The sequence below is a fragment of the Microbacterium croceum genome, from assembly GCF_023091245.1.
Lineage (GTDB): Bacteria > Actinomycetota > Actinomycetes > Actinomycetales > Microbacteriaceae > Microbacterium > Microbacterium croceum.
The window spans coordinates 238912-264891 of the sequence record NZ_JAHWXN010000001.1; the positions used below are offsets into that span (position 1 = coordinate 238912).

Consider the following 25980-nt stretch of genomic DNA (forward strand, 5'->3'; position numbering starts at 1 on the left):
ACGGCTTCGCATCGACTGCACGACATCCGCGCGTGGATACGCCGTGCATTCGGCAGCATCCCGTGCACTCGGCGGCAGCATCCGCCGAGCGGATGACAGCAGAGGGGTCCGCCGCAGGGGGGATGCCGGGGGCAGGGGCAACTCCCTAGCGTGGGGGTATGACCACTGGACCCCTGGAACTGACGGGCATCACCAAGAGCTACGGCTCTCGGCGCGTGCTCGACGACGTCTCCTTCACCGTGACCCCTGGACGACTCACCGGCTTCGTCGGCGGCAACGGCGCCGGCAAGACCACGACCATGCGGATCGTGCTCGGGCTGCTGTCCGCCGACGGCGGGACCGTCGACCTGAACGGCGCGCCGCTGACCACGGCCGACCGTCGCCGCTTCGGCTACATGCCGGAGGAGCGCGGCCTCTACCCCAAGATGAAGGTGCTTGAGCAGATCGTCTACCTGGCACGGCTGCACGGCTTCGACAAGCCCGAGGCCACGGCGCGGGCGACCGAGCTGCTCACCGAGCTGGGCCTGGGTGAGCGCCTGAACGACACGATCGAGTCCCTCTCACTGGGCAACCAGCAGCGGGCGCAGATCGCGGCCGCCCTGGTGCACAACCCCGAGGTGCTCATCCTGGACGAGCCGTTCTCCGGCCTCGACCCCCTCGCGGTCGATGTGGTCGCCGGGGTGCTGCAGTCCAGCGCCGCGAAGGGTGCGGCCATCCTGTTCTCCTCGCACCAGCTCGACGTGGTCGAGCGCCTGTGCGATGACCTGGTGATCCTCGCCGGGGGCACGATCCGGGCATCCGGCTCGCGCGACGCGCTGCGCTCCGAGCACGCGGGCAACCGCTACGAGTTGATCTCGGCGGGCGACGCCGGCTGGCTGCGCACCGAACCAGGCATCACGGTCGTCGACTTCGAGGGCGGCTATGCGCTGTTCGACGCCGACGGCCCCGACACCGCGCAGCGCGTGCTGCGATCCGCCGTCGAACGGGGCGATGTCGCGAGCTTCTCCCCCAAGCATCCCTCTCTCGCCCAGATCTTCAAGGAGGTCATCCAGTGAGCACTCCGGCTCCCGTCCGCAACTCCAACGGCATCTGGCTCGTCGCCGAGCGCGAGATCGGGTCGAAGCTGCGCAGCAAGGCGTTCCTCATCTCGACCGGCATCCTGCTGCTGATCGCCCTGGTCGGCATCCTGCTCTCGGGATTCGCCAGCAAGGGGGCGGCGGCAGAGAAGATGCCGGTGGCGGCGACATCGCAGACCGAAGCCGCCGTCTCGGCACTGCCGAACGTCACCGTGACCGCGGCGGCCGATGAGGCGGCAGCCGAGGAGCTCGTGCGCTCCGAGAAGGTCGACGCGGCGGTGATTCGCGGCGACGGGCCCTCGGGCTACACGATCATCGCACTGAAGGACGCCCCCGGCTCGCTCGTCTCCGGGCTGTCGCAGTCACCCGACATCGTGATCCTCGACCCCGCGACCACCAACCCGCTGCTGCGCTACTTCATCGCGATCGGCTTCGGCCTCGTGTTCATGATGGCCGCGGCGACCTTCGGCGGCACGATCGCGCAGAGCGTCGTCGAGGAGAAGCAGACCCGCGTCGTGGAGGTGCTGCTGTCGGCGATCCCGGCCCGCACCCTGCTCGCCGGCAAGGTGATCGGCAACACGGTGCTCGCGATGGGACAGATCCTCGCGCTCGCAGCGATCGCCACGGTGGGGCTGATCATCACGGGTCAGAACGAGATCCTCGCCACCCTCGGGGCGCCGATCATCTGGTTCGCGGTCTTCTTCCTCTTCGGGTTCATCCTGCTGGCGTCGATGTTCGCGGCAGCGGCATCCATGGTCTCTCGCCAGGAGGACATCGGTTCCACGACCACCCCGATCACGATGCTGATCATGGCGCCGTACATCCTGGTGATCGTCTTCAACGACAACCCGCTGGTGCTGACGATCATGTCGTACGTGCCGTTCTCGGCACCGGTCGGCATGCCGATGCGCCTGTTCGTCGGCGAGGCGCAGTGGTGGGAGCCGCTGCTGAGCCTCGTGATCCTCCTGGCGAGCTGCGTGGCCGCGATCGTGATCGGCGCGAAGATCTACGAGAACTCGCTCCTGCGCATGGGGACGCGCGTGAAGCTGAAGGAGGCACTGCGCGGCTGACGCGCACGCCAGACACGAAACCCCCTGTCGCGATCTGCGGCAGGGGGTTTCGTCGTCATCGGACCGCGGTCAGATCACGCCGTCCGTCAGCCCGGTCGGGTTGCCGAAGCGGTGGTTCGTGATCGACACGGCCTGCTCGTGCAGGAACGGCAGCATCTCGACGCGTCCGGCGCCGGTCACGGCGTGCGACCAGACGGCCACGTCGGGGCTTCCGCCCAGCGCGGTGAACAGCGCCGAAGCGTCGCCGCCGACCAGACGCACCCGCTGCCAGCTGCTCTTGCCCTTCGACACCGCCTTGGCGAAGTGCTTCACCCAGGCGGCATCCTTCTCGTGCGTCACGGACACGCCCTGCGCACGCAGCGCCTTCTCGATACCGCTCGGCAGGCTCGCGGCCGAGACCGTGAACGGGCTGCCGCTGCGCAGAGCCGCAGCGAGCACGCGCACGCTCTCCACCAGCGGCGCGTCCTCCGACAGGCGCACGTCGACGGCGACAGGACGGTAGCGGAAGAGATTGCGCTCGACCCCCAGACCCGACTTGTCGGACACCGCGCCGAACTCGGAGGTCCAGGCGTGCTCATCGGATGCGGCGGCCCGTCGCAGCCAGTCGCTCTGCGCACCGTCGAGCTCGCCGGCGGCCGCACGCAGCAGCCCCTCGATCGCGGGCGCCATCGCTGCGCCCGGCACCGCGGCCGGCAGCTCGGAGGCCGCCCACTCGCCGAGGCCGAACAGGTAGTTCGGGCCACCGGCCTTCGCGCCGGCACCGACGGCCGAGCGCTTCCAGCCGCCGAACGGCTGACGCTGCACGATCGCTCCGGTGATGCCGCGGTTCACGTACAGGTTGCCCGCTTCGACGCGGTCGAGCCAGGTGGCGACCTCGGTGGAGTCGAGCGAGTGCAGGCCGGCCGTGAGGCCATAGTCCACCGCGTTCTGCAGGCGGATGGCCTCGTCGAGGTCCTTGGCGTGCATGATGCCGAGCACCGGGCCGAAGAACTCCGTCATGTGGAAGTACGAGCCCTCGGCGACGCCGGTCTTGACACCGGGGGTCCACTGCTTCCCCTCGGCGTCGAGCTTGCGCGGCTTCACGAGCCACTTCTCGCCCGTGCCGAGCTCGGTGAGGGCGGCGAGCAGCTTGCCGTCGGCCGGCTCGATGATCGGCCCCATTTGCGTGCTCGGGTCGTCGGGCAGACCGACGCGCATCGAGGCGACCGCATCGACGAGCTGACGCTCGAACCGCTTCGAGTCGGCGACCGAGCCGACGAGGATCGCCAGCGACGCCGCGGAGCACTTCTGCCCCGCGTGGCCGAAGGCGCTGCGGGCGACGTCGGCGGCGGCGAGGTCGAGGTCGGCCGACGGCGTCACGATGATCGCGTTCTTGCCGCTGGTCTCGGCGAGCAGCGGCAGGTCGGACCGGAACGAGCGGAACAGCTGCGCGGTCTCGTAGGCGCCGGTGAGGATCACGCGGTCCACCTCCGGGCTCGCGACCAGGCGGGTGCCCAGATCTCGCGAGGCGAGGTCGACCAGGGCGAGCAGATCGCGCGGCACGCCGGCGGCCCACAGCGCCTCGATCATGACGGCGCCGCAGCGCTGCGTGAGCTTGGCGGGCTTGATGATCACCCCGGAGCCCGAAGCGAGTCCGGCCAGCACACCGCCGGCGGGGATCGCGACCGGGAAGTTCCACGGCGGGGTCACGACCGTGACCTTCGAGGGGAGGAACTCGGCGCCGGAGATGGTCTCGAGGTCCTTCGCGCGCTCGGCGTAGTAGTGGGCGAAGTCGATCGCCTCACTGACCTCGGGGTCGGCCTCGGCAAGGGTCTTGCCCGCCTCGTGCGCCATGATCTCGAGCAGCTGGCCGCGGCGTGCGGCCAGCTCGTCGCCCGCGCGGTGCAGCACGGCGGCACGCTCGGCGGCCGGAAGAGCAGCCCACTTCTCGGCGGCGGCGGTGGCGGCGGCGAAGATGCCGTCGAGCTGCTCGGCCGTCTCGACGCGTGCGGCGGCGATCGCATCGACACCGAGGGTCGTGTGCACCGAGCGCTGCAGGATCGCGCGGCCCCAGGCGCGGTTGGCGCCGAGTGCGGGGTCGGTGTCGGGCTGGTTGTGGAACGCAGTCGTCGGGGTGGCGGCATCCGCCTCCGTCTGCCGGTTCTGCACGCGGTTCGACGTCGGCACCGAGCGGTCGGCTTCGAGCCCGGCGAGCGACCGCTCGAAGCGCTCCCGTTCGCGCGTGAGCAGCGTCGGGTTCGAGGCCAGCTCGAAGACGGCAGACATGAAGTTCTCCGGGCTGGCGTTCTCCTCCAGCCGGCGCACGAGGTAGGCGATCGCCACGTCGAACTCCGCCGGGTTCACGACCGGCGTGTACAGCAGCAGGCGTCCGACGTCCTTGCGCACGGCCTCGGCCTGACCCGTCGCCATGCCCAGCAGCATCTCGTACTCGACGAGCTCGCCGCCGTCGACACCGCGCGCCTGCGAGAGCAGCCACGTGTAGGCGATGTCGAAGAGGTTGTGCCCGGCGACGCCGATGCGCACGGCATCCAGGCGCTCCGGCGTCAGCGCCCAGTCGAGCACGCGCTTGTAGTTGGTGTCGGAGTCCTGCTTGGTGGAGTAGGTCGCGAGCGGCCAGCCGTGCACGGCGGCGTCGACATGCTCCATCGCCAGGTTCGCACCCTTGACGACGCGGACCTTGATCGGCGCTCCGCCCTTCGCCCGCCGCGCGGTCGCCCACTCCTGCAGGTGCTGCATCGCGCCGAGGGCGTCGGGAAGGTAGGCCTGCAGCACGATGCCGGCTTCGAGGTTCTCGAGTCCCGGCTGGTCGAGGATGCTGGTGAACGCCGCGATCGTCAGGTCGAGGTCGCGGAACTCCTCCATGTCGAGGTTGATGAACTTCGCCTTGCCGGCAGCCTCGGAACGTGCCGCGAGCTCGTACAGCGGCGTGAGGCGGGTCACGACGTCGGCGACGGCCTCGTCGAACGACCACATCGACAGCTGGCTGACCACGCTGGACACCTTGATCGAGACGTAGTCGACGTCGTCGCGGGCCAGGAAGTCGCGGGTGCCCTGCAGACGGCGGCCGGCCTCGCGCTCACCGAGCACCGCCTCGCCGAGCAGGTTGAGGTTCAGACGGTTGCCGCTCCCCCGCAGCTTCGCGATCGCCGGGCCGAGCTTGGCGGGCGTCGCGTCGAGCACCAGGTGGCCGACCATCGCCCGCAGCACGCGGCGGGAGATCGGCACCACGACGCCGGGGAGCTTCGGGGCCATGAAGCCGCCGGTCCTGATCGCGGCGCGCAGGTACCAGGGCAGCAGAGTGGGGGTGATCTCCGAGATCTCGGAGAGCTTGCGACCCGCGACGCTCAGGTCCTCCGGGCGCATGACACCGTCGACGAAGCCGACCGTGAAGTCGAGTCCGTTCGGGTCCTTCAGCACCTCGGCGAGACGCTGGGCGGCCGGCTCGACGGGGTGGGTCTCGCTCTCGGCGAGCCAGCGCTGCACGACGGCGGCGACGTCCGAGGTGCGGGGAGTGGTGTCGACGGCAGTCATCGGCGGGAAACCTCCAGGTCGGGAGCGCACACCTCGGGATCGTGTGCGGCTGGATCATTGTCATCCGCGGCGGTAGGCTCCGTCTATCAACCGATTCGAGTTGATTCTGTTCACTCAGGCTGAACGAACTTCCCCGCCGCGAGAGGATCCGCCGTGCTCGACGTCAACCGCCTGCGGATGCTCGTGGAACTCAGTCGCCGCGGCACGCTGTCGGCCGTCGCCGACGCCCTCTCGTACAGCAAGGCCTCGGTCTCGCAGCAGCTGAGCGCACTGGAGCGCGACGTGGGCGTGCCGCTGCTGCGCCGGGTCGGCCGGGGTGTGCAGTTCACCCCGCAGGGCAACGTGCTGGTGGCCGAGGCGATCGGCATCCTGGATCAGCTCGAGCACGCCCAGGTCGCGGTGGCGGAGTCGCTGACCGAGGTGACCGGCACCGTGCGGATCGCGGTGTTCCAGTCCGCCGCGCACTCGCTGCTCCCCCGGGCGCTCGAGTCGCTCAAGACCGACCATCCGGCGCTGCGCGTCGAGGTGACCGAGTGCGACCCCGAGACCGGGCTGGTCGGTGTCTCCAGCCGCGACTTCGATCTGATCCTCGCCGAGCAGTACCCCGGCGTCACGCGGCCGATCCACGCCGACCTCGACCGGGTCGCGCTCGCCCACGACGCGATCGCCCTGGCCCGACGCCCGGGCACTCCCGACACCGCGGATGCCGTCGCCGCGCTCTGGTCGACGCGCGAGCAGCCCTGGGTGCTCGAACCTGCCGGCACCGCATCGCGGGCCTGGGCGGAACAGCTGTGCCGCACGGCCGGGTTCGAGCCGGACGTGCGCTTCGAGGTCGCCGACCTCACCGCCCACGTGCGCCTCATCCGCGCCGGGCTCGCCACCGGACTCCTGCCTGAGCTCGTCTGGGCCGGGGAGACCCCGACCGTGGCGCTCACCCCTCTGCCGGCGCAGCCGCGGCGCGAGATCTTCTCCTCCGCGCGGCGGGTGTCAGCCGCAGCCCCGTCGATCCGCGCGGTGCGCCGGGCCCTGGCATCCGCCGCCTCGCACAACCTGCTCGAATGACCTGCTCCGCGCCACACAGGCCAGGAGATCGTCATCTTCCGTCATCGGGGAACACGGCGGGAATATGCATGCACGTGCATCCGTTGAGTCCCCTGTAGCCGGACGAAGGAGTCCGATCCACTCCTTCTGAAAGGGCATCACCGTGAGCACTCCCGTCATCGATCGCACCGCACCGACCGAGCACCCCGTCCTCGACGTCCTCGCCGGACGCTGGAGCCCCCGCGCCTACGACGCGCAGAACTCGATCGACGAGGGCAAGCTCGCCACCGCTCTCGAAGCGGCCCGCTGGAGCCCCTCCGCGAACAACTCGCAGCCGTGGCGCTTCATCGTCGCCCGTCGCGGAACCGCCCTGCACGCGCAGGTCGTCGACGCGCTGGTCGGCTTCAACCAGGCCTGGGCCGCGAACGCCGCCGTGCTCGTCGTCGCGATCGCCGAGACCGAGACCGCCGACGGCACCCCGATCACGCACGCCTTCTACGACCTCGGTCAGGCCGTCGCGCACTTCTCGGTGCAGGCACACCACGACGGTCTCCTCGTGCACCAGATGAGCGGTTTCGACCCCGAGGTCGTGCGCGAGTTCGCCGACCTGGAGGAGCGCTTCGTTCCCGCCACCGTCTTCGCGGTCGGCGAGTTCGGTGACGTCGAGGCCCTGCCCGAGGTGCTGCAGGAGCGCGAGGTCGCCCCGCGCGTGCGCCGCCCGATCGCCGAGACGGTGATCCTCAGCGCCTGAGCTTCTCACACACACGAAGAGCGCCGCTCCGGGTTTCCGGGGCGGCGCTCTCGTGTTGCTGCGGAGTGCGACTCTCAGTCGTCGAGCAGTTCGGCCTCGATCACGTCATCGTCGAGGTCGGGCTCGGGAGTGGCGCTGGTGAGCACCAGGCCGGAGCCGTCTGCGGCCATGTCGACCCGCACCGTGTCGCCGTCGCGCACACCGCCCGAGAGCAGCGCGGTCGCCAGCTTGTTCTGCACCTCGGACTGGATCAGTCGCCGCAGCGGACGCGCACCGAACATCGGGTCGTAGCCGCGCTCGGCGAGCCACGATCGCGCGTCGGGGGTGACCGCGAGGGTGAGTCGGCGGTCGCGCAGCCGCGTGTGCAGCTGGTCGACCGACAGCTCGACGATCTGCGCAAGGTCGTCTTCACTGAGCGCCTGGAACATCACGATGTCATCGAGACGGTTCAGGAACTCCGGACGGAACGCCTGGCGCACGAGCGTCATGACCTGATCGCGCTTCTCCTCCGGCGCGAGCACCGGGTCGATCAGGATCGGCGATCCGAGGTTCGACGTCAGGATCAGGATCACGTTGGAGAAGTCGACCGTGCGGCCCTGCCCGTCGGTGAGACGGCCGTCGTCGAGCACCTGCAGCAGCACGTCGAACACCTCGGGGTGCGCCTTCTCGACCTCGTCGAGCAGGATCACGCTGTACGGGCGACGCCGCACGGCTTCGGTCAGCTGACCGCCCTGCTCGTAGCCGATGTATCCAGGAGGAGCACCGACGAGCCGCGAGACCGAGTGCTTCTCTCCGTACTCCGACATGTCGATGCGCACCATGGCGTGCTCGTCGTCGAAGAGGAACTCCGCGAGTGCCTTGGCCAGCTCGGTCTTGCCCACACCGGTGGGGCCGAGGAACAGGAACGAACCGGTCGGCCGGCCGGGGTCGCTGATGCCCGCACGCGAGCGGCGCACCGCGTCAGACACCGCCTTGACGGCATCCTTCTGTCCGATCAGCCGCTTGCCCAGCTCAGCCTCGAGGTGCAGCAGCTTCTCGGACTCACCCTGCAGCAGGCGGCCGACAGGGATGCCGGTCCACGCCGCGATGACGCCGGCGATGTCTTCATCCGTGACCTGCTCGTTGACCATGCGACCCTCGTCGGGCTCGGACTGCTCCGACCGCTCAGCCTCGACCAGCTCGCGCTCCAGCGAGGGGATGTCGGCGTACAGCAGCCGCGAGGCGCGTTCGAGGTTGCCCTCGCGCTGAGCCCGCTCGGCGTCGCTGCGCGCGGCGTCGAGTCGCGTCTTCAGGTCGCCGACACGGTTCAGCGATGCGCGTTCGCGCTCCCAGCGGGCCTGCAGCTCACCGAGCTTGGCCTCCTCGGTCGCGAGGTCGGCCCGGAGGGTGGCGAGGCGCTCCTTCGAGGCCGCGTCCTTCTCCTTCTTGAGCGCGAGCTCCTCGAGCTTGAGGCGATCGACGTGGCGCCGCAGCTCGTCGATCTCGACCGGCGCCGAGTCGATCTCCATGCGCAGCCGCGATGCCGCCTCGTCGATCAGGTCGATGGCCTTGTCCGGCAGCTGCCGCGCGGGCAGATAGCGGTTCGACAGGGATGCGGCGGCCACGAGCGCGCCGTCGGAGATCGCGACCTTGTGGTGCGCCTCGTAGCGCTCCTTGAGTCCGCGCAGGATCGCGATCGTGTCCTCGACCGTGGGCTCGCCCACGTACACCTGCTGGAAGCGGCGCTCCAGGGCGGCATCCTTCTCGATGAACTCGCGGTACTCGTTGAGCGTGGTCGCGCCGATCAGGCGCAGCTCGCCGCGGGCCAGCATCGGCTTGAGCATGTTGGATGCCGCGACCGAGCCCTCCCCGCCGCCGGCGCCCATCAGCACGTGCAGCTCGTCGATGAAGGTGATGATCTGGCCCTCGGACTCGGTGATCTCCTTGAGGACCTGCTTCAGTCGCTCCTCGAACTGCCCGCGGTACATCGCGCCGGCGACGAGCGCCGAGATGTCGAGCGTGATCAGCTCCTTGTCCTTGAGGGACTCGGCCACGTCACCCGCGACGATGCGCTGGGCGAGGCCCTCGACGACCGCGGTCTTTCCGACGCCGGGCTCGCCGATCAGCACCGGGTTGTTCTTGGTGCGCCGGGTGAGCACCTGGCTCACGCGACGGATCTCGCTGTCGCGCCCGATCACGGGGTCGAGCTTGCCCTGGCGTGCACGGTCGGTGAGGTTGATACCGAACTGCTCGAGGGCGGACTGCTGATCTTGGTTCTGCGAACTGTTCTGCGGGGTGGTCATCTGTCCCTCCTGAGGAGACTCCTTCTTGCCGGATCCGTCCGCGCCTCTCAGACCGAACGGTAAAAGTTGAGTTCTATTGACTCAAGTTTACCAGGCGACCACTCCCGCGGCAATGCCCTCCGGATCAGCGCGCGGAGAGAACCGCATCCCAGATCGCGCTTGCGACCTGGCGTTTTGTTCCCGACGACGTCGCCACCACCGTGCCGTCCGCCCCGATGACCTCGACGGCGTTCTCCGCCCGCTCGAAGCCGTGCTCGGCGTCGGCGAGGTTCACCGCGAGCAGGTCGACCCCTTTGCGCTCGCGTTTGCGCCGTGCGCGCTCCCGGCGCTGCTCGGCGTCATGCAGGGTCTCCGCCGCGAACGCCACGATGGTCTGCCCGGACGGCGCTCGCCCCTCGGCGCGCGCAGCCGCGAGAGCGGCGACAACGTCCTCGTTCTCGACGAGGTCGATGCGCGTGAGCACCCCCTCGTCCTTCGTGAGCTTGTGGTCGGCGGCCTCGGCCGGCCGGTAGTCCGCGACGGCGGCGGCCATGATCAGGACGTCGGCCGTGGCGGCGGCATCCTTCATCGCTGCGGAGAGCTCGGCGGCGGTCCCGACGTCCTGCACGCGGATCGAGGGATGCAGCGCGGCAGCACGGACGGCGTGCTCGACATGAGCGGCGACCAGCACGACCTCCGCGCCGCGTGCGGCGGCCTCCGCGGCGAGCGCGGCTCCCTGGCGCCCGCTGGAGCGGTTGCCGAGGAACCGGACCGGGTCGATCGGCTCCCTGGTTCCGCCGGCCGAGATGGCGACGCGAAGGCCGGCGAGGTCCTGCGGGGCGACGACAGCCAGCGCGGCGGCGATGATCTCCTCCGGCTCCGACATCCGTCCGGGTCCGGAGTCTCCTCCGGCGAGCTCGCCCTCGGCGGGACCGACGATGTGCACGCCGCGCGCACGGAGCGTCGCGATGTTCGCCTGGGTGGCCGGATGCTGCCACATCTCGGTGTGCATGGCGGGGGCGATCACGACCGGGGCCAGTGTGGCGAGCAGCGTCGTGCCGAGCAGGTCGCTCGCGAGCCCCGCCGTCATCGAGGCGATCGTGTTCGCGGTCGCCGGGGCGACGATCACCAGCTCCGCCGCCTGCCCGAGCGCGACGTGACGCACCTTCGCGACGTCGTCATGCACGCTCGTGGTGACCGGATGCCGACTGATCGCCTCCCACGTGGGGAGTCCGACGAATCGCAACGCGTCCTCCGTCGGCACCACGGTCACATCGTGACCGGCCTTCGTGAGCAGGCGCACCAGGTGCACGGACTTGTAGGCGGCGATACCACCGGTGACTCCGACGACGATGTTCACATTCCGATTCTGCCGCAGCGGGGCCGCGCCGGGGCCGGCGCCTGTGCGCGCTTCTAGACTGAGACGCGTGTGCACAGTCGTGATCGATGTCGAGGATGCGCGATCCGCCCGACTGCTCGCCGTCCGCGACGAGGACCCGCAGCGCGAGTGGGACGGACTCGGCCCGTGGTGGCCGGAGCGGTACCCCGGCGTCACCGGCATCCGCGACCGGCGCGCGGGCGGCGCCTGGCTCGCCGTGAACGCCGCAGAGCGCCGGCTGGCCGTGCTGCTCAACCGCGCCGACGTGGGAGGCCTGACCGAGGACCGCGCCGTCTCCCGCGGATCGCTCGCCCTCGAGTCGGTCGTGGGACGCTCGCCCGAGGGGCCGCTGCCGATGCACGGCTTCAACCTGCTCGAGGTGCGACCGGAGGGTGCCAGGGTGCTGTCGTGGGACGGCATGACACTGCGCGAGACGCCGATCGACGCGGGCACCCACATGATCGCGCACGACGATCTGGATGACGATGCGACGCCGCGCATCCACGCCTGGCTGCCCCACTTCCGTGCGCTCGGCCCCGCTGCCGCGAGCGCCGCGTGGGCGGAGGAATGGATCGCGCTGCTGGCCGAGACCACCGCCCTCTCCCCCGAGGACGACAGGGCGATCATCCGCGACAACCGTCCGCACGGCTACCCCACCCAGTCGCTGCTTTACTGCGTGGCATCCGTCACCGCGACGGGCGTCGAGGTGCACGACCGCGCGCTGCCCTCACCCGCGCACTGGAGTGCGGACACCGGCACGACTGCGTAGTCATCCTCGCGTTCCCGTCCGTCTACGATGGAAGTTCCGGACGGAAGAGGGAGACCATGCCGCCCAGATCTCGCGGAGTGACGAGCATCGACGTCGCCAAGGCCGCAGGCGTGTCGCAGACGACCGTGTCTCGCATCGTCAACGGCCACGAGGGGGTCTCCGAGCGGGTCCGCACCAAGGTCGAGAACGCCATCCAGCAGCTGGGGTATCGTCCGAACCTCAGCGCGCGCAGCCTGGTCACCAGCCGCACCCACACGATCGGCGTCGTGCTCGGCGACCCGCGCAACAGCTACTACGCGGAACTGCTGCACACGATCAGCGACGAGCTCACCCGCGCCGGATACCGCGCGCTCATCCTCAGCGGACGCGCCGACACCACGGAGGACCTGGCCAGGACGCTCTGGGAGACGAACGTCGATGCGGTCATCCTGACGACCACCCTGCTGCCGGCGGATGACGAGGGGCGCATCGTCTCGCTGGGCGTCCCCTCGGTCACGATGGGTCCGGGCACCGCACCGGAGACCGCGACGATCTCGCCGGACAACCTCGAAGGCGGCCGGATCGCCGGGCGCCATCTGGTCTCGCTCGGACACCGACGCATCGGGGTGATCGCCGGCCCGCTGGGCGCGACCTCGGTGCGCGACCGCCACGACGGCTTCCTGCAGGAGCTGGCCGCCGCCGATGTCGCCTTCGACGACGATCTGCTCGAGGTCGCGGACCTCGACTACACCCGCGCCTTCGAGGCGGCCACCCGCCTGCTGCAGCGCGCCGACCCGCCCACCGCGCTCTTCTGCCACAACGACCTCGTCGCCTTCGGCGCGCTGAACGCCGCGAAGGCGCTGGGCGTCGCGGTGCCGGAGGACGTGTCGATCCTGGGCTTCGATGACGTGGCGATGTCGTCGTGGGAGGCGTTCGACCTCACGACGGTGCGCCAGCCCATCCTCGAGATGGCACGGGGAGCGGTCGAGATGACGCTGGCCCTGCTCGATGAGCCGGAGCAGGAGCGGGCACACCTGGTGCTGCCGTGCACCCTGGTCGAGCGCTCGACGACCCGCGCGCTCTGAATCAGGCGGCTGACTCCTCCGCGCACGAGAAGCGCGCGCGGTAGGCCGTGGGCGTGAGGCCGAGCACGCGACCGAAGTTCTGTCGCAGCACGGCCGCCGAGCCGAAGCCGCACTCGTCGGCGATCTGCTCCAGCGCCATGTCGGTGCGCTCCAGCAGCCGCTGGGCGTGGATGATGCGCTGGCGTGCGAGCCACGCGGCCGGGGTCGCGCCGTACTCCGCCTTGAACCGACGCGCGAAGGTGCGCGGCGACATCAGCGCCCTGGCGGCGAGCTGATCGACGCCGAGGTCATCGCGCAGATGCGCCACCGCCCAGTCGGCCACAGTCGCGAGCGAACCGCTCGGCACCACCGGGATGGGGCGATCGATGAACTGCGCCTGGCCGCCGTCGCGTTGCGGAGGAACGACCATGCGCCGGGCGATGCGGTTGGTGATCTCGGCGCCCAGCTCCTGCCGGAGCAGGTGGAGGCAGGCGTCGATGCCGGCGGCGGTGCCGGCGCTGGTGATGATCTTGTCGTCCTGCACGAACAGCACGTCCGCGTCGATGTCGATCTGCGGGTACATCTGCGCCATGACGTCGGAGTACATCCAGTGCGTGGTCGCCCGGCGTCCGTCGAGCACCCCCGCGGCGGCCAGGATGAACGACCCGCTGCACACGCTCATGACCCACGCGCCGCGGGCCACGGCATCACGGGCGACGTCGAGCAGCAGCGGGTCGATGCGGTCCCAGTAGGCGCGCGGGAGCGGGCAGAACACGACCAGGTCGGCCTCAGCGGCGAAGGAGAGGTCGTGCTCCACATTCACTGAGAAGCCCATCTTGGACTCGACGACGCCGGGGTGTGGCGCCACGATGCGGAAGTCGAAGTTCGGCACCCCGTCATCCGAACGGTCGAGCCCGAAGGCCTCGCAGGCCACTCCGAACTCGAACGGGGCGAACCCGTCCTGGATGATGCAGGCGACCGTCTTCATGCGCGCTCCCGTGGTTGGCAGTTTTCACACGAAGGCAGTCATTTCTGCCACTCGTGGCCGATCGACATCGATCGTAGCGTTTCTGCCATGATACTCCTCATCGCACTCGCCGCCCTCGCGATCTGGGCCGTCATCACCACCGTCGTGGAGGTTCGTCGTGACGGCTACCGAGCCACCCCCACGGACTGGAGCAGGGTCGCCGACCATGGTCCCTCGGTGTAGCGTCTGGGCACGCTGCCGGCAGTGCTGGCCGTGGCCTTCGGCGTCGGCGCGATCGTCGCCTCATCCGTCGCCGCCTTCACCGTCATCAAGATCGTGGGCGCGGCCTACCTCGTGTGGCTCGGCGTCCAGGCGATCCGTCACCGCCACGATCACCGGTCCGCGACGGCACAGGTTCCGGCCTCCGCCGGCACGCTCCTGCGTCAGGGCTTCATCGTCGGCGTCACGAATCCCAAGACCATCGCGTTCTTCGTCGCGGTCCTCCCCCAGTTCGTCGCCCCGTCGGCGGGTCCGGTCTGGGCGCAGCTCCTGCTGCTCGGCGTGATCTTCCCCGCCCTCGCGATGGTCTGCGACAGCGCGTGGGCTCTCGCCGCCGGCACGGCCCGCACCTGGTTCGCGCGATCGCCGCGGCGCATGTCGACGTTGTCCGGCACCGGAGGGGTCATGATGATCGGACTCGGAGGCACATTGGCGTTCACCGGCACGAAGAGCTGACAGCCGCCGTCCGCTCCGCGGCGAGACTACGCTCGACCTCATGAGCGAGCCGCAGCACCCCCCTGTTCCGCCATCCGTGCAGCCGCTCCCGGCTCAGCCCCAGTACCCCGCGTCCGGGCAGCTGCCGGCGGCCGCCCGCTACCCGACAGCTCCGCAGTACCCGACCTCGACTCCGCGCCCCGCCTCTCCGCAGTACCCGACCTCTCCGCAGTACCCGGCCGCGGCTCAGCACCCTGCTGCCCCTGCCGCCTCCGCACCGCGCACGAGCAACGCGCTCGGCCGCGTCGCGCTGATCGTCGCACTGCTCTCCGCGGGGATGCGACTGCTGACCTCGCTGCTCTATCCGCTCGTCTATCCGGGCGCCGACTGGACGATCGCCGTCTTCACCGCGGGGTCCACCGGAATCGCCCTCCTCGGGTACATCACGGCGCTCGTGCTCGGCGTGATCGCCGCTCGTCGCCCAGGGCCGCACCTCTGGGCAGGCATCGCGATCGGACTCTCCGCGGCGTACCTCATCACGCTCGCGATCGAGTGGGCCTCGTCGATGCTCTACCGCTTCCTGTAGAGCCCCGGCACGACGCTCAGCGCGCCACGCGTCTCGAAGCCGATCGACGATCTCGAGTTCGACATCTGCCCCCCCCTGAGATGGGGGGCAGACCGGCTCCGTACGTCGCCAGTACGTTGAAAGCTCACAACACCAACGGAGAGTAAGTCATGTACGCCACGCTTTTCAGCTGGTCCGGACTGATCATCACGCTGCTCGCTGTCCTCGCCATCCTCGCGATCATCTTCTTCATCGTGCGAGCGATCGTTCGCTTCATCCAGCGGCGACGACAGCGGCGCTCAGACGCCACGCTTCCCGGGGACCTCTGAGCCGAGGCGATCCCACCGCGGGGAACGAATGCGGGAGTGTCAGCGCGAAGCCGCGAGCGCCCGCTCGTAGACCTCGACCATCGCCGCGGTGCGCGACGACTGACGGAAGCCCTCGACCACCGCGGGCACCGGCGTCGGCGCGGTTCCTGCGGCGATGTCGGTCGCGGCCTCGCGCAGCGTGTGCGCGAGGGCTGCGATCCGCTGCGCCTCCTGCTCACGCGACCCCGGCGCGGCGGACGACTCCGCCACCGCCCACAGACCGCCGCCGAGCTCGGCGGCGATATCGGGGTCGCAGATGACGGATGGGGTGCCGAGGGTCGCCGCCTCGAACGGTGTCATGCCCTGCGTCTCGAAACCGATCGAGGTCTGCACGAGCGCATCGGCGGCGGCGATGCGCGCCAGCGTCTGCGGGTAGGTGAGCCGTCCAGAGAACCGCACGTGCGCGTGGTCGGCGACGATCTTCTCCGCCGCGGCACGCTGCGCTCCGCCGCCGATGATCTCCAGGTCGGCATCCACCCCCGACGCCACGAACGCCTCGAGGAACGGGAGCAGCCGCTTCTCCGGACTCATCCGCCCGAGCCACACGAAGCGCGGACGACCGGGCTCGCGCTCGGCCGGAGCCGCCGCGAGCGTGGCATCGCGCACCTCATCGTCGATGCCGTTCCAGATGACGTCGACGGACGTGAACACACCGTGCTCCTCGAGCCGACGCGCGAAGTGGGTCGAGGGTGCCGTGACCGCCGAAGCGCCCGCCGCGAGGCCGCGCAGGAACGCCCAGCCATCGGCGCCCCGGACCGGAGCGCCGATGCCGCGCAGGGCCGCGCGCCGCCAGGTGTTGAGCACCGCGAGCACCGGCTTGTGCAGCGGTGTGACCGCCGCGATACCGACGTCGACACGGTTGTGCATCGTTTGCACGACGGGGATGCCGTGACGCGCGGCATACCGGTGGCCGATATAGGCGCCCCAGAAGTCCGCCTGCACGTGCACGATGTCGACCGGCGGACGGTGCGTCATCGCCCGGTCGAGGAAGCGGTCGGTCGCGCGGCCCGGCCAGCTCATCGAGTACTCGCGGTCGGTCGTGATCGGCACCGACGGCAGGTCGATGTTCCCGGCCGGTCGCTCCGACGGCGCGGCCGCACGAGGCCCGTGCATCTTCGGCGCCACGACGGTCACGGTGTGGCCGGCACGCTCGAGGAACTCCCGCTGCAGCCGCATCGACACCTGCGCCCCGCCGAGCGAGTCGAGGTGCTGATCGCCGAAGAAGACGATGTGCATCGTCACTCAGGCAGGGGCTCGTCGCGGTACAGCGCCTCGAAGGTGTCGAGCGTGCGGTTGATGTCGTGGATCGCCACGCCGTCGAGGGAGGCCTGCTGCATCCGCTCGAACTCCGCAGGCTCTGCCGTCAGCACATCCGTCAGCCGGGCGGCGAGCGCATCCGCGTCACCCGGAGGGAACAGGTAGCCGTTCTCGCCGTCGTGCACGAGGTGCGGGAGGGCGACCGCATCCGCCGCCACGATCGGCAGCGCCGAGGCCATGGCCTCCATGGTCGCGATCGACTGCAGCTCGGCGATCGAGGCGATCACGAACAGGCTTGCCCGCGACAGCAGCGCACGCAGCTCCGCGTCGGTGGTGCGTCCGTGGAAGGTCACGCGATCGGCGAGTCCGAGCTTCGCTGCGAGCGACTCCAGCTGCTTGCGCTGGTCGCCGCCCCCGACGATGTCGAACGTGGTGCCGAGCGCCGGGTCGAGCTTGGTCATCGCCTGCAGGATGACCTCGACCTGCTTCTCGGCCGTGAGTCGACCCACGAAGATGATGCGGTTCTGCTCGCGCGCCCCGAGCACTGGCGTGTACTGCGACGCATCGATGCCGCAGCTGACCGGGATCACTCCGGAGACATCGATCGAGCTCTCGAGGAAGTCCGCCGCGCGCCGCGTGGGAGTGGTGATCGCGCGGGTGAGGTCGAAGGTGCGCTTGGCGTCTCCCCAGGCCCACTTCAGGATCTGATCGTCGATGAACTTCGGGAACGTGCTGTGGTCGAGGATGTTCTCGGCCATCACGTGGTTGGTCGCGATCACCGGGATGCCGCGCTCGTGCGCGATGTACGCCAGGCCGCGACCGATCACGATGTGCGACTGGATGTGCACGATGTCGGGCTTGACCTGGTCGAGGATCTTGCGGGCGTAGTGCTTGCTGCGCCACGGCCACACGAAGCGCAGCCAGTCGTGCGGCGCCCAGCGCACCGACGGCAGGCGGTGCAGCGTCATCGGCTCACCCTCGATCACCTCGGTGCGCGGCTGAGCGCGGCGGTAGGCCTGGTTGGGTGCGACGACATGCACGTCATGGCCGCGCTGCACGAGACCGGCGGCGAGGCGCTCGGCGAAGCGGGCGGCGCCGTTGATGTCGGGCGCGAAGGTGTCGCAGCCGATCAGGATGCGCAACGGTCGCTTCCCGGTCGCGGGAGCACTCGGATCGGAAGAGGAAGAAGACATGCTGCCTTACGGTACGGCGGCCAAGGAAGGCCCTGGTCGGGGCGTTCGCCACTCTACCCGAGGGGTCTGCGCGCGCGGCCCAGGCGTACCGGCATCCTCCAGGCTCACCCTCTAGCGTGGAGGCATGCGACTGACTGCCGACGCCGATCCCGCTCTGTGGATTCCCGTGACGGACTCGCTCGGGTGGCGAGGACGCCGCCACCGCAAGGCGGCGATCCGGATGCTGTTGGGCCAGGCCAACTCGGCCCTCGGCGCGACCGAGCGCCCCGGTTCGCGCTTCGGCGCCTGGGCGATGAGCCAGGCCGCGCCTTTCATGATGCGCCAGGCCGACGGGCGCGTGCTGGTGTGGACCTGGAAGGAGGAGCCGGAGCTCATCGTGGCCATGGCGACGGCGCAGCAGCTCACCCCCGATGTGCGCATCGCCCGCGCGTCGATGCCGATGGACTACGACGACACCGTCTCGTTCCCCACGCGCCTCGGCGTGGGCGAGAAGCTGGTCGTGCCGGTGCCGGAGTCGCCCACGGCGCCACCGTTCGCGACCTACACGTGGGACACCGGCACGCACCTGATCACCGTGACCGCGGTATGCAGCGACCGTGAGCGGTTCGGCACGGTGATCGGGGCGCTCGACGACCTGGCACGCAGCATCCGCATCGCCGACGACCTCACCGGCGGCGAGTCTCCCGACGTGCTGCGGCTTCCGCCCGCCTGAGCTGTTGCCAGAGTAGGCGATCGCTCGAGCGTAGGCAGATCCTCCCGGAATCGGCCTACCTCCGCGTATTCACCTACCTCCGCGGACTCCCTCAGCGCACCCGCACCCGCCCACCTGCCACAATGACCCCATGACCTCCGAGTGGGCCGCACCGGCCTCGTACCGCGACCTCCTCGACCGCGGCATCGCCGCGCGCAAACGCACGCCCCGGCGCACCTTGGCTGAGCTTGCCGGCAGCGCCCGCGATCCTCTCGGCATCCTCGCCGCGCAGAACCGCGATCGCATCCCCGAGCTGGTCCCGCTGCGGGCGGAGCGGATGGCGGTCAGCCCTTTCACCTTCTACCGGGGAACAGCGGCGCTGATGGCCGCAGATCTCGCCGATGCTCCACACAGCGGCATCCTCGTCGCCTCCTGCGGAGACGCGCATGTGTCGAACTTCGGCTTCTACGCCTCGGCAGAGCGCAGCCTGATGTTCGACCTGAACGACTTCGACGAGGCGGCCTGGGCGCCCTGGGAGTGGGACGTCAAGCGGCTGGTCGCCAGCATCGTCGTCGGCGGACAGGCGTCCGGTCGAACCGATGACGTGATCGACGAGGCCGTGCGCGGAACGGTCGCCACGTACGCACGGGGGATCCGGCGTGCCACCGAACTGAGTCCGACCGCGCGGTACTTCACCCACTTCAGCGTCGATTCGGCCAGAGGTCTGCTCGACAAGGCGTCGCAGAAGGTGATCCGCAGCGCGGTCAAGCAGGCCGAGCGTCGCACCGGCGAGCGCGCGGTGCGACGGCTCACCGAGGTGGATGCCGCGGGCCGCCGTCGTTTCCTGCCGCAGGCTCCCACCACGACCCCGGTCGGCACGGAGGTGCACGAGCTGGTGCATGACCTGGTCGCGCAGTACCGCCGTACCGCGAGCGCCGATGTCGCACTGCTCTTCGAGCACTTCTCCGTGAGCGACATCGCCCGGCGTGTGGTCGGCGTCGGCAGCGTGGGAACCCGCTGCTACCTCGTGCTGTTCCAGGACGGCGAAGGCCACACCCTGCTGATGCAGCCGAAGCAGGCCTCCCGCAGCGTGCTCGAGGAGTACGGCCGCATCGCGCAGCCTCCGGCGCTGCAGCACATGATCGAGGCCTCCGGCGAAGGCGCCCGCGTGGTCTCGATGCAGCGCATCCTGCAGGCGCTCTCGGATCCGTTCCTCGGGCACCTGCGCGGTCCGAACGCCGACTTCTACGTGCGGCAGTTCCATGACATGAAGGGGAGCATCGACGTCGAGGAGCTCGACGACGGGCCGTTCATCACGTATGCCCAGGCGTGCGCGGCAACGATCGCCCGTGCGCACAGCCAGTCCGTGACGGCATCCGAGGTGGCCGGCTACATCGGCAGCGGACGCGTGGTCGGGCAGGCCCTGCTCGACTGGGCGCGCGCCTACGCCGAAGTCTCGCTCGCCGACTATCGGGCCTTCCTGGCGGCATCCGCCGAGCCGTGATCCGCCCGAACTAAATCGGTATAGTTGCCGCATGGACGCTCCGCTGCGCTTCGGCGCCAACTACACGCCTCGCTCGCAGTGGATGCACGCCTGGATGGCGCTCGACCTCGACGAGGTGCGTCGCGACTTCGAGGCCCTCGCCGCGCTGGGCCTCGACCACGTGCGCATCTTCCCGCTGTGGACGGTGCTGCAGCCGAACCGCACCCTGATTCGCAATGAAGCGGTCGACGATGTGCGCGCCGTGGTCGACGTCGCCGCCGAGTTCGGACTCGATGCCAGCGTCGACGTGATCCAGGGGCACCTGTCGAGCTTCGACTTCATCCCCTCATGGCTGTTCACCTGGCACGACAAGAACATGTTCACGCACCCGGATGCGCTCAGCGGTCAGGCCGAGCTGGTCACCCGCCTCGGCGAGCGCCTGGGCGATGCCTCCAACTTCCTCGGCTTCACGCTGGGCAACGAGACCAACCAGTTCTCGGCACAGACCCACCCCTCCCCCTGGCCGGTCACCGAGGCCGAAGCGGCGAACTGGATCACGACCCTGCTCGATGCGGCCCACGCCTCCGCCCCCGCCCAGCAGCACGTGCACAGCGAGTACGACGCGGCCTGGTACATGGACGGACACGGCTTCACGCCCGCGCTGGCCTCCCGTCTGGGCGACATCACGACCGTGCACTCCTGGATCTTCAACGGCACCGCGCAGCGCTACGGCGGCCGCTCGGTCGCCTCCGACCGCCACGCCGAGTACATGATCGAGCTCGCGCGCGCATTCTCCACCGACCCGCACAAGCCCATCTGGCTGCAGGAGGTCGGCGCCCCGTCGAACTGCCTGACGCCCGCGCAGACGCCCGACTTCCTCGAGGCCACGCTGCGCTCGGTCGTGCGCACCGAGAACCTGTGGGGCGTCACGTGGTGGTGCTCGCACGACGTCAGCCGCAGCCTCGCCGACTTCCCGGAGCTGGAGTACACGCTCGGCCTGGTCGACCAGAACGGCGAGGCGAAGCCGATCGGCCGCCGCTTCGCCGAGCTGATCCCCGAGCTGCGCGAACGCCGGCCCGCGCCCGCGCGCCCGCTCGGCATCGTGGTCGAGGTCGACGATGCCGAGACCCCGATCAGCCGCGGGGCGATGAGCCCCGGTGGCGCGATCTTCCAGGCCTGGGTCGACGCGTGCGAGGCAGGAGCGGACCCGGCCTTCGTGACCTCGCGGGATGCCGCGAACTCCGATGTGCTCGCCGCGCGCGGCATCACCGAGCTGGTGCGGCCGGCCGTCGAGCCCTGGAGCTACGCCTCGCAGAACACGGTCGTCGAGCACCGCGCGGTCTAGCTGTCTAGCGCGGTGAGGGCGCCGCAGTGCTGTCGCGCACCGTGAGCTGCGGCACGGCGGCGGCGCGGTCGGGCAGCACCTCGGGCGAGTCGATCTGCGCGAGCAGGAACGCGGCGGCATCCGCTCCGAGCCTGAAGGTGTCGCGCGTGGCGCAGGTGATCGACGGATGCACGAGCGCCGCCACGACCGAGTCGTCGAACGACGACAGCGACAGGTGCAGCGGCACCGGCACTCCGCACTCCTGCGCCGTGCGCAGCCCGGCGATCGCCATCACGTCGTTGTCGAACACGACAGCCGTCGGCGGCTCCGCGGCGTCGAGCAGTCGGTGGAGCGCCGCGGATGCCGCGGCCGGCGATGAGTCGGTCGGGATGACCTCGCCGGTGACCCCGCGATCCGCGAGCGCCGTGAGCTCCTCAGCGCGCAGACGGGTGTGCTGGAACTCCCCCGGCCCCGCCACGTAGGCGATGGAGCGGTGCCCGAGCCCCGCGAGATGGCCGAACACGGTGCGCGCGACCTGGCGGTCGTCGATCCAGAGGGCGGCCGGGTCGCTCGCGCGCGAGGCGACGCTGCCGATCACGACCGCGGGAAGTCCGAGTTCGTGCAGCGTCGGCAGCCGCGGATCGTCGTCACGCGGGTCGATCACGATCACGCCGTCGACCTGGCGCGCACTGCGCCAGCGGCGATACGTCGCCACCTCGTCCTCGACCGAGGAGACCAGCACGGTCTGCAGCGCGATGCGCTGCGCGGCGAGCGCCGACTGGATGCCGGCGATCAGATCCGTGAAGAACGCCTCGGCTCCGAGCGTGCGGGCCGGGCGGTTGACCGCGAAGCCGATCACCCCCGCCCGCGCTCCGGTGAGCGCGCGAGCGGTGGAGCTGGGCAGCCAGTCGTGCTCCTCGGCGATCGCGAGGATGCGCTGCCGCGTCTGCTCGCTCACCCCGGGGCGGCCGTTCAACGCGAACGACACCGCCCCGGGTGAGACGCCGGCCAGGCGCGCGATATCCGTGATCGTCACACGCTTCACCGGGGGCATCCCCTCACTGTAGGCCCGAGATCAAACTCGCCACGGCAGGGGATCCCGCGGGCGTAGGCCGATCTGCACAGGATCGCCCTACGCCCGGGTATTCGCCTACCGCCGAAACGGGCAGGCAGCCTCAGACGGCGACGTCTCCCACCAGGTTGACCTTGATCCCCATGCCTGCGAACATCGCGGCCTTGGCGATCAGGGCCTTGTCGGCGGTCTCGGCGTCGGGCGCGTAGACCGTCTGAGCGTGGTTGGCCTTGTGGCGGGCCATGAACTGGTCGCGCGAGATGCCGTGCAGCACCACGTGGGCGATCGGCCATTCCGGGTTCGTCGCGTCCTTGCGGCGCTGGGTCTCCTCCGCGGGCAGCTCGACCGCAGAGGCGCGGAAGATGTCGGCCTGCAGGATGCCGTCGGCGATGAAGACGCGCGACAGCACGAGCTCGCCGGGCTTCGAGACGCCGTTGATCGTGGCGCCGCCGGCCGGGAAGAACACGTGGCCCTGACGCCAGCCCTCTGCGTTCTGCCATCCGCCCAGGTGCGAGGCCGGAACCGAACCGGAGATCTCGTAGACCCACACGAACTGTCCGTCGTAGTCCTCACCCCAGCGCACGTCGTGCAGGGTGTTGTCGGGCACCAGACCCATGGCACGCCACACGCGGTCGGTCACGAGCGCGTCGACCGCGACACCCTCATCGGCCTCGTTGAAGTGCGGGAACGCGCGGCCCTCGTGCAGCACGCGGGAACCGTCGCGCGAGGTCACCGGAGGACGCTCGGTGGAGTTCAGGATGCCCTCGGCCAGGTCGGATGCCGGCACCAGGTCCTTCAGCCCCTGCTGGTACTGGATGCCGACAGCGTCGAGGCCGAAGTCGTCGGCGATGCGGAGAGCGGCGATGTACATCTTCAACTGCCACTGCACCTGCTCGCGCGTCAGCTCGGTGGCGGCGTCCTCGCCGTAGACGAAGGTCATGCCCGCGTCGATCAGCCAGTCGTAGGCGGCGTCCGCCTCTTCCTCGCGGACGTTCAGCATCTCGGCGTACAGAGCCGACTGCGACAGACGCTCCTTGTAGATGCCGGTCTTGTTGAGCAGCTCGTCGTCGAAGATCGCGTTGTACATGCCCATGCAGCCCTCGTCGAAGACGCCGATGATGGCCTTCTCCGCGAGGAGCTCGGCGGCGAGTGCCTCCCCCAGCTGCTTCTCGGGACTGTCGGGGAGCTCGGGCAGGGCGCGCACGTGCGAGGCGTCGTGCGTGATGGCGCCGGTCTCGGTCCACTCCTTGATGCCGGCACGGAACCACTCGTCGGTGAAGTCGACCGACCAGATCGTCGCGTAGGGCTTGTCCATCTTGGTGAGCCCGGCGTTCAGACCGAGCAGACCCACGAGCCCGGGCCAGTCGCCCGCGAAGTTCGCGACCGTGAGGATCGGCCCCTGGTGCGTGCGCAGACCGGCGAGCACGTGGTGCGAGTACTGCCAGACGGCCTCTGCCACGATGAGCGGCGCGTCGACGGGGATGTTCTTGAAGACCTCGAGGCCCATGCGCTGGCTCGAGATGAAGCCGTGGCCGGTGGCGGGGTCGACGTCGTTGGCGCGGATGACGGTCCAGCCGAGGTCGTTGAAGACGCCGGTGACGCCCGCCTCGAGCTCGACCTGCACCGGCCAGCCGCCGGTGTTGGCGGCCTCGCGCAGGTCGCCGGAGGCGATCAGGTAGGCGGTCTTCGGGGCGGATGCCGGACGGGATGCCGGGGTCGGCAGTGTGTAGGTCATGATTCCTCCGTTGATGACGTCGTGGGGTGGGTGTGGGCCGCCGAGCCACCGGAGTGGGTCGCTGAGCCTGTCGAAGCACGCTGGTCGGCGGCGAGCTCATGGGCGATGTCCGCGGTCGCCGAGTACAGGCGCACGTACCGGTCGAACAGGGTGTCGTAGGTCGGGCGCAGCGCGGCATCCGGCGTGATGATCTGGGCGACCGGGTTCCAGTCGGCGATGAGCGGGGCCTCGGCGTCGGCGTCCTCTCCCGCTGCAGCGACCGCGGTGGCGGCGAGGAACGCGGCGCCGTAGCTCGCACCGATGGTCGTGGCCGGCACCTCCTGCACCAGACCGGTCACATCGGAGACGATCTGGAGCCACAGCTGCCCCTGGGTCCCCCCGCCGACCGCGACGATGCGGCGGATGTCGGCCCCGGCCGCGCGCATGGTCTCGACGTTGTGCCGCACGCCCAGCGCCGTCGCCTCGAGCGCGGCCCGATACAGGTCGCCGCGGCCGTGCGCGAGCGTCAGCCCTGCGATGACGCCACGGGCGTCCGGGTCCTGGATCGGGGTGCGCTCACCGGCGAAGTACGGCAGCATCAGCAGTCCGCGCGCTCCGGGTCCCGAGGCCTCGGCCTCGGCGAGCAGCTGCGGATAGTCGGCATCCGTCAGGTCCTTGAGCCAGGCGGTCAGGGCGCCGGAGGTCGAGAGCCCTCCGGCGAGGTTGCGGGTGCCGGGGAACGCGCCGGCCGTGGTCCACATGGAGGGGGTGCGCAGGGTCTCCGCGCCGGTCGCCACGCTGTTCGTGAAGATCATGAACATGGTCGTGCCGTACATGAGCATGAGGTCGCCGGGCTCGTGCGCGCCCACACTGACCGCCTCGGTCCACGCGTCGATCGTGCCGGTGATGACCGGGGTTCCGGCGGCGAGGCCGGTGAGCGCCGCCGCGTCGTCGGTGACGGAGCCGGCGATGTCGCCCGCCCAGGCGAGCTGCGGCGGTGCGATGCGCGCGGCGTACTGCGACCAGAACGGCGCGTGCCACTGCTCGTTCTCGATGTCGTAGAACGGAGAGACCTGGCTCGCCGACTGGTGGTCGAGCACATAGGCGCCGGTGAGCTTGCGCGCGAGCCAGGATGCGGGCATGAACAGTCGGCGCGCGCGGACCCAGGCGTCCGGCTCCTCGTCGGCGACCCAGGCGATCTTCGGCCCGCCGGCCTGTGAGGTCAGCGTCGAGCCGCCCACGCGGATGATCTCTTCCGCGCTGAGCTCGGCGGTCATCCGCTCGATCTGCGCGCCGGCGCGGGTGTCGACGCCGTAGAGGATCGCGGGGCGCACGGGCTCGTCGTCCTCATCCACGAGCAGGATGCAGGGGCCCATGCCGCTCACGCCGACCGCGATCACCTCGGCGTCCGGGTGCGCGCTCAGGAGTTCACGGGTGATCGAGACGAACTCATCCCACCAGATCGCGGCATCCATCTCGACCCATCCGGTGCGGGGGCGCGAGACATCATGCGCGCGGGTGGTCGAGGCGAGGATCGCGCCGTCGGCGGCGACCAGCACACCCTTGGTGCTCGACGTGCCGACATCCACTCCCAGAGTGCATCGCATGGCGTCCTCCTCGATCGCGCTGGCCCTCCGAAAGCGTATCTGAAATCGATTTCATGTCGCAAGTGCGGATGCGACACTTCGGAGATCAGCGGAATCTCGGAGCGA

At 70.0% G+C, this 25980-nt stretch carries 22 protein-coding genes; 13 read left to right on the forward strand and 9 right to left on the reverse strand.

From position 1 onward, the window contains the following. Positions 1-158: 158 nt before the first annotated feature. The gene (locus tag KZC51_RS01080) at positions 159-1055 is read left to right on the forward strand and encodes an ABC transporter ATP-binding protein (protein WP_247628176.1); all 897 of its coding nucleotides are present in this window, start codon (positions 159-161) and stop codon (positions 1053-1055) included. After that, positions 1052-2146 (forward strand): ABC transporter permease, encoded by a 1095-nt coding sequence (locus KZC51_RS01085; protein ID WP_247628177.1) that lies wholly within the window; start codon positions 1052-1054, stop codon positions 2144-2146. Before KZC51_RS01080 ends, KZC51_RS01085 begins: the two co-directional genes overlap by 4 nt. Before the next feature lie 69 nt (positions 2147-2215). Here the strand turns inward: KZC51_RS01085 and KZC51_RS01090 are convergent, their stop codons facing one another. Beyond that, positions 2216-5677, reverse strand: coding sequence for a proline dehydrogenase family protein (locus KZC51_RS01090; RefSeq protein WP_247628178.1), 3462 nt, complete (start codon positions 5675-5677; stop codon positions 2216-2218). A 153-nt stretch (positions 5678-5830) separates the two neighbouring features. Between KZC51_RS01090 and KZC51_RS01095 the strand changes: the two genes are divergently transcribed. Beyond that, positions 5831-6739, forward strand: a complete 909-nt coding sequence (locus KZC51_RS01095) for a LysR substrate-binding domain-containing protein (protein WP_247628179.1) — start codon at positions 5831-5833, stop codon at positions 6737-6739. A 142-nt stretch (positions 6740-6881) separates the two neighbouring features. After that, complete coding sequence (locus tag KZC51_RS01100; RefSeq protein ID WP_247628180.1) at positions 6882-7469, forward strand: nitroreductase family protein; 588 nt, start codon at positions 6882-6884, stop codon at positions 7467-7469. A 74-nt stretch (positions 7470-7543) separates the two neighbouring features. Here the strand turns inward: KZC51_RS01100 and KZC51_RS01105 are convergent, their stop codons facing one another. After that, the gene (locus KZC51_RS01105; protein WP_247628181.1) at positions 7544-9751 is read right to left on the reverse strand and encodes an ATP-dependent Clp protease ATP-binding subunit; all 2208 of its coding nucleotides are present in this window, start codon (positions 9749-9751) and stop codon (positions 7544-7546) included. 124 nt (positions 9752-9875) lie between these two features. Then, complete coding sequence (gene coaBC / locus KZC51_RS01110; RefSeq protein ID WP_281731785.1) at positions 9876-11108, reverse strand: bifunctional phosphopantothenoylcysteine decarboxylase/phosphopantothenate--cysteine ligase CoaBC; 1233 nt, start codon at positions 11106-11108, stop codon at positions 9876-9878. A 49-nt stretch (positions 11109-11157) separates the two neighbouring features. On the opposite strand from coaBC, the gene KZC51_RS01115 reads away from it, so the two are divergent. Beyond that, positions 11158-11877, forward strand: a complete 720-nt coding sequence (locus tag KZC51_RS01115; RefSeq protein ID WP_247628183.1) for an NRDE family protein — start codon at positions 11158-11160, stop codon at positions 11875-11877. 56 nt (positions 11878-11933) lie between these two features. Then, a complete protein-coding gene (locus KZC51_RS01120; RefSeq protein WP_247628184.1) occupies positions 11934-12941 on the forward strand; it encodes a LacI family DNA-binding transcriptional regulator in 1008 nt (335 codons plus the stop codon). A 1-nt stretch (position 12942) separates the two neighbouring features. Here KZC51_RS01120 and KZC51_RS01125 read toward each other — a convergent pair whose 3' ends face one another. Further along, complete coding sequence (locus tag KZC51_RS01125; protein ID WP_247628185.1) at positions 12943-13908, reverse strand: GlxA family transcriptional regulator; 966 nt, start codon at positions 13906-13908, stop codon at positions 12943-12945. Positions 13909-13995: 87 nt separating this feature from the next. On the opposite strand from KZC51_RS01125, the gene KZC51_RS17580 reads away from it, so the two are divergent. The 4 genes from KZC51_RS17580 to KZC51_RS01140 all read left to right on the forward strand — a co-directional run bounded on the left by KZC51_RS17580 (position 13996) and on the right by KZC51_RS01140 (position 15495). Further along, positions 13996-14130: a hypothetical protein gene (locus KZC51_RS17580; RefSeq protein ID WP_281731691.1), complete on the forward strand. Its 135-nt coding sequence runs from the start codon at positions 13996-13998 to the stop codon at positions 14128-14130. 21 nt (positions 14131-14151) lie between these two features. Continuing rightward, a complete protein-coding gene (locus KZC51_RS01130; RefSeq protein WP_372491741.1) occupies positions 14152-14622 on the forward strand; it encodes a LysE family translocator in 471 nt (156 codons plus the stop codon). Between the two features lie 40 nt (positions 14623-14662). Continuing rightward, on the forward strand, positions 14663-15187 hold the full coding sequence (locus KZC51_RS01135; protein WP_247628186.1) for a hypothetical protein: 525 nt from the start codon (positions 14663-14665) through the stop codon (positions 15185-15187). Between the two features lie 149 nt (positions 15188-15336). Further along, on the forward strand, positions 15337-15495 hold the full coding sequence (locus KZC51_RS01140; RefSeq protein ID WP_247628187.1) for a hypothetical protein: 159 nt from the start codon (positions 15337-15339) through the stop codon (positions 15493-15495). 39 nt (positions 15496-15534) lie between these two features. On the opposite strand, the gene KZC51_RS01145 is transcribed toward KZC51_RS01140, so the two are convergent. Further along, positions 15535-16770, reverse strand: coding sequence for a glycosyltransferase (locus tag KZC51_RS01145; RefSeq protein WP_247630565.1), 1236 nt, complete (start codon positions 16768-16770; stop codon positions 15535-15537). Between the two features lie 2 nt (positions 16771-16772). Next, positions 16773-17984 (reverse strand): glycosyltransferase, encoded by a 1212-nt coding sequence (locus KZC51_RS01150; protein WP_247628188.1) that lies wholly within the window; start codon positions 17982-17984, stop codon positions 16773-16775. Positions 17985-18108: 124 nt separating this feature from the next. Here KZC51_RS01150 and KZC51_RS01155 point away from each other — a divergent pair, with 124 nt between their 5' ends. The 3 genes from KZC51_RS01155 to KZC51_RS01165 all read left to right on the forward strand — a co-directional run bounded on the left by KZC51_RS01155 (position 18109) and on the right by KZC51_RS01165 (position 21503). Beyond that, the gene (locus KZC51_RS01155; RefSeq protein WP_247628189.1) at positions 18109-18696 is read left to right on the forward strand and encodes a hypothetical protein; all 588 of its coding nucleotides are present in this window, start codon (positions 18109-18111) and stop codon (positions 18694-18696) included. 130 nt (positions 18697-18826) lie between these two features. Then, on the forward strand, positions 18827-20179 hold the full coding sequence (locus KZC51_RS01160; protein ID WP_247628190.1) for a DUF2252 domain-containing protein: 1353 nt from the start codon (positions 18827-18829) through the stop codon (positions 20177-20179). A 31-nt stretch (positions 20180-20210) separates the two neighbouring features. Next, positions 20211-21503, forward strand: a complete 1293-nt coding sequence (locus KZC51_RS01165) for a glycoside hydrolase 5 family protein (RefSeq protein ID WP_247628191.1) — start codon at positions 20211-20213, stop codon at positions 21501-21503. Positions 21504-21507: 4 nt separating this feature from the next. Here the strand turns inward: KZC51_RS01165 and KZC51_RS01170 are convergent, their stop codons facing one another. The 3 genes from KZC51_RS01170 to KZC51_RS01180 form a co-directional block, all read right to left on the reverse strand. Then, positions 21508-22536 (reverse strand): LacI family DNA-binding transcriptional regulator, encoded by a 1029-nt coding sequence (locus tag KZC51_RS01170; protein WP_247628192.1) that lies wholly within the window; start codon positions 22534-22536, stop codon positions 21508-21510. Positions 22537-22657: 121 nt separating this feature from the next. Continuing rightward, on the reverse strand, positions 22658-24289 hold the full coding sequence (locus KZC51_RS01175) for a fucose isomerase (protein WP_247628193.1): 1632 nt from the start codon (positions 24287-24289) through the stop codon (positions 22658-22660). Beyond that, a complete protein-coding gene (locus KZC51_RS01180; protein ID WP_247628194.1) occupies positions 24286-25875 on the reverse strand; it encodes an FGGY-family carbohydrate kinase in 1590 nt (529 codons plus the stop codon). The genes KZC51_RS01175 and KZC51_RS01180 overlap by 4 nt, the downstream gene beginning before the upstream one ends. Positions 25876-25980 lie beyond the last annotated feature (105 nt).